The sequence below is a fragment of the Skermanella sp. genome (genome assembly GCF_059503625.1).
This window is the reverse complement of sequence record NZ_JCACHA010000975.1, coordinates 1-6468: the sequence shown is the minus strand read 5'-3', so window position 1 is coordinate 6468 and position 6468 is coordinate 1. Positions and strand designations below refer to the sequence as shown.

Below are 6468 nucleotides of genomic sequence, written 5' to 3'. Positions count from 1 at the left end.
AGTTTGACAGCCGGGAGCGTCATCTTACCGTTCCTCCTGATAGGGCGATCCTTGGAATCGTCTTCTTGTTCTTCTTGAGAAAAAGGTTATCCGTTACTGTCCTATCCTGCAATCGTTCCTAGAGCGTCGCTATAACTTCGCAACGAATCTCCGCGACTTCATGCCGCGGCGATAAAAAGTTATATGGGTTCGCCGAAACCGGATTTTTCCGGTCCGATGGAAAAATGTTGGTTACGTCGTGGCGAGTACCGGCAGCCGTTTCCATCGACAGCGGCTTGCCATACCCGAAATTTAGGATTAGTGATTCATTCGTGGATAACCGTGTCGAAGTGACCATTGGGTCTGACGGCGGTTCAGGACGATGTTTCAGTAAGCAGGGGGAATGAGCATGACTGAGACAGTCTTGAAGACCGGTGAGCCTGCGGCTGAAGCAGCCGAACGTCAAAGAGAGTGCGCGAATTTCATTTCTGATGAATGGCGTGAATTTGCCGCTCAGATGGCTGCCAACACCGACAGGGAGATCGCCATTAAGAGTGTCGGCATGACAATGGAACAGGCAATCGATGCTTTGCGTGTTGCCGTTGAAGAAGATCTATGTTCGTTCGTCGAACTGGATCGCCGGTAATCAGAGGAGCTGGTACGTGTTGTGATTGCCAGAAAATTCGATCCAGCGGTTGCCTTTGAGCTTGGCGAGTGGCTTTTCGTTTTACTTCAAGGTACTTGGATCGTAGCCGGCAAATCAAGGCGGTGGTGTCGAAATCCTTGTTGAATGACGTTGCCCTGCGCTGGAAGATTGACACAGCCCGCATTGGGGCCGAACATATACGACCTGCGGAATATGCTGCTCATCTCGCCTTCTGGATCAAGAAGCTCAAACCAATCAGTCAAGCCTATCATCTGCGAGATGTGGAAGCCGCTCGAGAGGCAGGTGTTCCCGTCAATTCATCGATGGAAATAATCGATATCAACGAACAGGCGGCAATCAGGCTGGCCTTTGTTCATCTGGCAGGATGTGCGAAGAAAGGCCAAGTCACGATACACGATAAGTCATCAGATGAATTTTGTGTCTTGAGCTATGACGATCAGATGTACAAGGCGTCTGTGCAAAGTTTTCTGAGCCAGCGATTGAATTTGGATGGTAGATCAGTGAGCGATAAATTGATCGAGGATATGAGGTATCGTTCGTTTGACACTCACCATTTTGTTCATATGTTCGACCAATTTATCTTTGGGCTTCGTCGAGATGGATTTGAATTTAAGTAAATTTTCTTCCAATATGAGCCAATTTCGTTAATCTTACTGTGTATCGCAGCAGCCCCATGAAGCCACCCAAGCCCGCCCCCATCGATCCGCCCACGCCCGACGAAATCGCGCGCCAGACGGCTCGGTTCCGCGCGCTGATCGCCAAGCCGACGCGGGAACGGCTGCGCACGCTGGTTTCCGCCTGCCACCGCCAGCTCGACCAGACCATCGCTGCCAATCCGCCGCGCCAGGAGGTCGCCTGCCGCATAGGCTGCGCCCATTGCTGCCACCTCTACGTCTCCGCCACGGCGCCCGAACTGCTGGCCATCGCCGGACACGTCGCCTTATGGCCGGAAGAGCGCCGCACCGCACTGACCGGCCGTCTCGCCCACGCATCCCAGGTCACATCCGGCCTGTCCCCGGCGGAGCGCGTTCGCCTGAACCAGCCGTGCCCGATGCTGGAAGACGGTCTCTGCGGCATCTATCCGGTCCGCCCGCTCGGATGCCGCGCCTATGCCTCGTTCGACGTCGCCGCCTGCGAGCGTTCCACCAGGGAGCGGGATGCGGCGGCACCGATCCCCGTGCCGCGGATCAACATGCGGACCCGCCGCTTCCTGTCTCACTGCCTGCGTGCGGCGCTTGACGAACGCGGGTTGGACGGCAGTTCCTACGAATTGATCGACGGGCTGTCGGCGGTGCTGAACTCATCCGACGCAGACGCGCGCTGGGTCGCCGGGGAAGGCATCCTGAACGGTGTCCAGGCCGACCCCTGAAAGCAACGCCGCTCAGATCACCGGCAGTTCCAGCACCACCCGGGCGCCCTCGTTCTTCTCCCAAAGCTCGTCGTCCCAGGTCAGCTTGCCGCCGAGCTGAAGCGCCAGCACGTCCATGATCTGCAGCCCGGTGCCCTTGCCCTTGATGGCGGTGCGGTCGAAGCCGGGGCCGTCGTCGGTCAGGGTCAAACGGGCGCGGCCGGGGCCTTCGCGGGTCAGTTGCACGTGTATCTCTCCCTGGCCGTTGGGAAAGGCGTGCTGGATGCTGTTGACGAAGAATTCGTTGATCAGCAGCCCCAGCGGGACCGTGGTATCGACACCCGCCATGGCGTCGTCGGCGCTGAACTTCAGCGTCACTTCCTCGGCCCGGACGCCGTGGAAGGCCAGAAGGCTTTCGCACAGCGAACTCAGGTAGCGGGGCAGGGGGATCTGATCGACGTTCTCCGCCTGGAACAGGTTGTCGTGGACGACCCGCAGCGTTTCCACCCGGCTGCCGATGATGCGGAGCTGGTTTTCGACCTCTCCGGACCCGATGCGGCGGATCTGCATGTTCAGCAGGCTGGTGATGATCTGAAGGTTGTTCTTGACCCTGTGCTGAAGTTCGCGAAGCAGGATCGCGCGCTCGTCGGCCAGCCTGGTCAAGGCGTCGTTCGTCTTGTTGCGGTCGATCGCCGCCGCCAGCACGTTGGCGTAGCTTTGCAGGAAATCGACGTCTTCCTGGTTGAAGCACCGCTGCTCGGTGCTGTCCACCTCGAGCACGCCGAAGGGATCGCCCTTGCCCTGGATGATCACGTTGATCAGGCTGTTGATGCCGTGCTCGCGCAGGAAGTCCGGAACGTCGAACCTTTTCTCGTTCTCGATGTCCTCGGCGATCACCGGCTTGCCGGTATAAAGCGTGAAGCCTCCCGACGACCGGCTGCCGGCATCGACCATCAGATTGCCGACCAACCCCGGTTTCCATCCCGTGCCCGCCCGCATCAGCAGCTTGTCGCCGCCCGGCAGCGCTTCCATCACCTTGGCCCGGCGGATGTCCAGACCCTGGGCCGCCAGCACGACGGCTTCGTGCAGCAGGGCGTCCAGGTCGTCCACCATCAGCGCCTGGCGGCCGAATTCGGCCAGCGCGCTCTGCCGGCGAACCCATCTTTCGCGGTCGAAGGTGTCGGTGTCATTGGTCATGGAAAGGACAACACACGAAGCGCTCGATTGGTAACGAAGATAACCAAGAGGATTTCATAGATCCGAATCCCTACCGGCCCGAATAAAGGCTATCCAGAAGACCGCCATGCCGTTTGCGGATCTCGTGCCGGCGAATCTTCAGCGTCGGCGTAAGCTGAGCGTTCTCGATGCCGAAGGGTTCCGCCACCAGGGCGAACTTGCGGATACGTTCGATGCCGGAAATACTCCGGTTTACCCGCTCCACCGCCTCCCCGACATGCTTCCGGAAGTCGTCGTCTTCGATCAGTTCGGCAAGGTCCGCCTGCTTGCCGTGGCGTTTCGCCCAATCCCTCGCGGCCTGGGCGTCCGGGACGATCAGCGCCACCAGGAAGGGGCGTCCATCGCCCGCCACCATGACCTGCCCGATGACCGGCTCCAGCGCCAGCAGGTTTTCCAGCCGTTGCGGCGCCACGTTGTCGCCGCCGCTGGTGACGATCAGGTCCCTCTTCCTGTCGGTCAGGACCAGCGCGCCGTCGGGCGCCAGATGGCCGACATCGCCCGTATGCAGCCATCCGCCGATCACCGTCCGCTCCGTCGCGTCGGCATCGCCCCAGTATCCCTTCATCACCGAAGGCCCGCGCACCATGATTTCGCCATCCCGGATTTCGCCATCCCGGATCTCGCCATCCATTTCGCCATCCGCACCGGCGCGGTCGATCCTGATCTCGACACCGGGGACGGGCGGACCGACCGTGTCGTGCCTGACGCGGCTCGGCCGGTTGCAGGAGATCAGCGGCGCCGCTTCCGTCTGGCCATAGCCCTGGAGGATGCGGATGCCGAGCGACTGGAAGAACAGCGCCGTCTCCGGCGCCAGGGCGGCGCCCCCGGAGATGAAAGCCTTCAACCGTCCGCCGAAGCGCTCGCGGATGCGGGCACGGACCAGCCGGTCCAGCAGCCGGTCTTCCAGGCCTTCCAATAAGCCCAGCCGCCCGCCGCGCTCGTAGCGCCGCTTCCCCAATTCCAGCGTCTTGTGGAACAGCCGCATCCGCCAGCCGCCCGGACGTTCCGCCTCGCGCCGGATACGCTGCTCCAGCACCTCGTAGAGCCGGGGCACTGCGGTCATGATCGTCGGCTTGACCTCCCCCAGGTTGCCCGCGAGCTTCTCGACGGATTCCGCATAGGCGATCCGTGCCCCCAGGCTCAGCGCGAACATCTGGCCGCAGGTATGCTCGTAGGCATGGGCAAGGGGCAGGAAGGACAGGAAGATCTCGTCCCCCAGCCCGACATCCAGGATCAGTTCAAGCGCACCCTTGCAGTTCGCCAGGATGTTGCCGTGGGTCAGCATGACGCCCTTGGGCGTCCCGCCCGTGCCTGATGTGTAGATCAGGCAGGCGACGTCGTCGCGTTCCAGCGCCTCCAAGGCCGGTTCGACAGGCAGCCCGGGACTGCCGCGCTCCAGCAGCGCGGTCCAGGACAGATGCTCCGGCCCCTCGGGTCCCGCCGCCGGCGAGGAGACGCCGCCCGCATCCTCGTTGAAGCCGACCACGGCCCGGATATCGGGAAGCTGGAGCGCCGCGGGAAGCACCTTCCGCATCAGGGCGGCGCTCGACACCAGCACCACGCGGGCGCCGCTGTCGCGCAGGGTATGCAGGTGATCAGCCGTCGTGCTGGTGGTATAGGCCGGCACCGTGATGGCGCCCAGCAGCATGATCGCGAAATCGGCGATCAGCCATTCCGGGCGGTTCTCCGACACGATGGCGACACGGTCGCCATGACCCACGCCCAGGCTCCTCAACCCGCCCGCCGCCCTGGCGACCGCGTCCGCCGCCTCGCCCCAGGTCCGTCCGCTCCAGTCGCCGTCCCGCTTGGCGATCAGCAGCGGGCGTCCGCTCAGGCGCTCCGCCTGATCGAAGAACATGGCGGGCAGCGTCCGCCACTCGTCGTAGCGGTTCTCGTCAATCGCCTCCGGCAGCGATCCGGAAAGCGAGCCGGTCGTAGAGCCGGTCATTGAACTGGGGCGGTTCATGGGGGACTGCGCGTTCATGCCTCTGGTCCGTTCTCGCGTGGGCCATATGGCCGGTGGGCCGGTCGTAAATCGCCGGTATCGTGATATAGGGAACGGCGGAGCCGCTTGGATGGGCACAGGACCCAGCCTATATCCCGTCCAGCGCAACAGGAGGACATCCATGAGTCAGACCGTGACCGCCGAGCCGCTCGATTCTTCCGATCCGGCGGCGCCCGATTTGGGCGCGCTGCCGGTCTGGGACCTGAGCGACCTCTATCCGGGCCAGGACTCCGACGCGCTGAAGGCCGATCTGGATCGGATGGAAAAGGCGTCGAAGGATTTTTACCGAAGCTACAACGGCAAGCTGGCAAGCCTGGAAGGGGCCTCGCTGGGCAGCGCCATCGCGCAGTACGAGGAAATCGACGAAACCCTCTCGCGCATCATGAGCTATGCCCATCTCGTCTATGCCGGCGACATGAACGACCCGCTGGTCGGCAAGTTCTTCCAGGGAATCCAGGAACGGGTCAACGGCATTTCCACGCACCTGCTGTTCTTCACGCTGGAACTGAACCGGATCGAGGACGACGCCCTGGCGGCCAAGCTGAAGACGCCGGAACTGGCCCGCTATGCGCCGTGGCTGCGCGACATCCGGGTCTTCCGCCCGCACCAGCTTTCCGACGAACTGGAGCGCCTGCTGCACGAGAAATATGTCGTCGGACGCGCCGCCTGGCACCGCCTGTTCGACGAGACGATAGCGGGTCTCCGCTTCACCCTGGGCGGACGCGAGGTCACCTGCACCGAGGCGCTGAACCGCCTGTCCGACCGCGACGCCGGCAAGCGGAAGGAAGCCGCGGTGGAGATCGGCCGCGTCCTGAGCGCCAATGTCCGCACCTTTTCGCTGATCACCAATACGCTGGCCAAGGACAAGGAGATCGAGGACAAGTGGCGCAACTATCCGCGCCCGACCTCGTCCCGCAACAAGTCCAACCACGTCGAGGACGAAGTCGTCGATGCGCTGGTCACCGCCGTCAAGGGTTCCTATCCCGACCTGTCGCACCGCTATTACAAGCTGAAGGCCAAGTGGTTCGGCGGCGACACCCTCGACTACTGGGATCGCAACGCACCGCTGCCGGACGACGACGACCGGCTGATCCCGTGGGGACAGGCGCGCAGCATCGTACTGGACGCCTATGGCCGTTTCTCGCCCGAACTGGCGGCTGTCGGCGCCAGGTTCTTCGACAACGCCTGGATCGACGCGCCGGCGCGGCCGGGCAAGGCACCCGGCGCCTTCGC

General features: G+C 62.6%; 6 protein-coding genes. 4 read left to right on the top strand and 2 right to left on the bottom strand.

Going from position 1 to position 6468, the window contains the following annotated elements; all coding sequences use genetic code 11:
* Positions 1–388 precede the first annotated feature (388 nt).
* The 3 genes from AC5JJ6_RS35760 (at position 389) to AC5JJ6_RS35750 (ending at position 2015) form a co-directional block, all read left to right on the top strand.
* Positions 389–625, top strand: a complete 237-nt coding sequence (locus AC5JJ6_RS35760) for a hypothetical protein (protein WP_496046603.1) — start codon at positions 389–391, stop codon at positions 623–625.
* A 140-nt stretch (positions 626–765) separates the two neighbouring features.
* Positions 766–1263 (top strand): hypothetical protein, encoded by a 498-nt coding sequence (locus AC5JJ6_RS35755; RefSeq protein WP_496046602.1) that lies wholly within the window; start codon positions 766–768, stop codon positions 1261–1263.
* 56 nt (positions 1264–1319) lie between these two features.
* Positions 1320–2015: a YkgJ family cysteine cluster protein gene (locus AC5JJ6_RS35750; protein WP_496046601.1), complete on the top strand. Its 696-nt coding sequence runs from the start codon at positions 1320–1322 to the stop codon at positions 2013–2015.
* Between the two features lie 12 nt (positions 2016–2027).
* Here the strand turns inward: AC5JJ6_RS35750 and AC5JJ6_RS35745 are convergent, their stop codons facing one another.
* Both AC5JJ6_RS35745 and AC5JJ6_RS35740 read right to left on the bottom strand, forming a co-directional pair.
* The gene (locus tag AC5JJ6_RS35745; RefSeq protein ID WP_496046600.1) at positions 2028–3191 is read right to left on the bottom strand and encodes a sensor histidine kinase; all 1164 of its coding nucleotides are present in this window, start codon (positions 3189–3191) and stop codon (positions 2028–2030) included.
* 70 nt (positions 3192–3261) lie between these two features.
* A complete protein-coding gene (locus AC5JJ6_RS35740) occupies positions 3262–5214 on the bottom strand; it encodes an AMP-dependent synthetase/ligase (protein WP_496046599.1) in 1953 nt (650 codons plus the stop codon).
* Between the two features lie 142 nt (positions 5215–5356).
* On the opposite strand from AC5JJ6_RS35740, the gene AC5JJ6_RS35735 reads away from it, so the two are divergent.
* Positions 5357–6468: M3 family oligoendopeptidase (locus AC5JJ6_RS35735; RefSeq protein WP_496046598.1), on the top strand; the 1112-nt coding region annotated here is incomplete at its 3' end.

Bases quoted from the DNA above. Each gene is read 5' to 3' on its own strand.
- AC5JJ6_RS35760 (WP_496046603.1), top strand. From the start codon at position 389: ATGACTGAGACAGTCTTGAAGACCGGTGAGCCTGCGGCTGAAGCAGCC.
- AC5JJ6_RS35750 (WP_496046601.1), top strand. From the start codon at position 1,320: ATGAAGCCACCCAAGCCCGCCCCCATCGATCCGCCCACGCCCGACGAA.
- AC5JJ6_RS35745 (WP_496046600.1), bottom strand. From the start codon at position 3,191: ATGACCAATGACACCGACACCTTCGACCGCGAAAGATGGGTTCGCCGG.
- AC5JJ6_RS35740 (WP_496046599.1), bottom strand. From the start codon at position 5,214: ATGAACGCGCAGTCCCCCATGAACCGCCCCAGTTCAATGACCGGCTCT.